This is a genomic window from Pseudomonas sp. 05N434 (assembly GCF_056396965.1).
In genome coordinates this window covers 1-903 of record NZ_JBFTMK010000957.1, presented here as the reverse complement: position 1 = coordinate 903, position 903 = coordinate 1, and the positions used below count along the sequence as shown (strand labels likewise).

The 903-nt window shown below is 51.8% G+C and carries 1 protein-coding gene; it reads right to left on the bottom strand.

What is annotated here, in order from left to right; all coding sequences use genetic code 11:
• Nucleotides 1–108 precede the first annotated feature (108 nt).
• On the bottom strand, nucleotides 109–903 hold a 795-nt coding region (locus tag AC1DLB_RS31035), incomplete at its 5' end, for an aminotransferase class I/II-fold pyridoxal phosphate-dependent enzyme (protein WP_477786408.1).

The window sequence follows — 903 nt, the reverse complement described above, 5'->3', positions numbered from 1 at the left end:
TAACAGAGCCGCACCCACCTGGACCATTTCATTACCACTTCATCGACGTCTTAAATAGTAGGCGGGCCTGCACCGCACCGTTACGACTACTGGATAAATACGAGCTGTTTAAATAATCTTTCGCAATGCATCAATACAGTGATCCACATCGGCAATCGTGTGGTTGTACGTCAGGCATAACCTGATTCTGGATTGATGATTCGGCACAAAGGGCGGTACGAACAGTGAGCCCATGATCCCTTTGCCGACCAACTCGGCATTGACCCGGGYGGCTTCCATCGGATCTTTGAATACCACTGGGATCACGGCAGTCTTCGAATAGAGCTTATCGACACCCAGTGAGTCAATTTGCTTATGTGCGTAGCGGGTGAGCTCAGCAAGTTGAAGCCGACGCGCAGCCCCTTCCGTAGCGTTGATCTCCAGCGCGGTGCATGAGGCCGAGGCGACACCCGGTGAAACCGACCGTGAAGCATTATAGGTAGGGCAGCGGAACCGGACTCTTTCAGCGAACGCCTCATCCTTGAATACAACGAACCCACCGGATGAGCCAAAAGCTTTGCTCATGGTACCAACTATGTAATCGATCTCTGAGACCACTCCAGCCGATTCACAGGCCCCTTGGCCTGAACCGCCCAACATACCGACACCATGAGCGTCATCGATGTAGATTTCGAGGCTCGGATGGATCTGTTTCAACCGAGCGATCTTGCCGAGATCAGCGACATCACCGTCTGCCGAGAAAACCCCATCGGTAATGATCAAAATTCTCTTGTCTTGATTCAGTCGGACTAATTGCTCCAGCATTTCGACGTTGGCATGACTGTAGGCCCTGAATGGACGGCCCGACAATTTCACACCGTCCCAGATCGACACATGTGACAATTTATCCAACAGAATCAGATC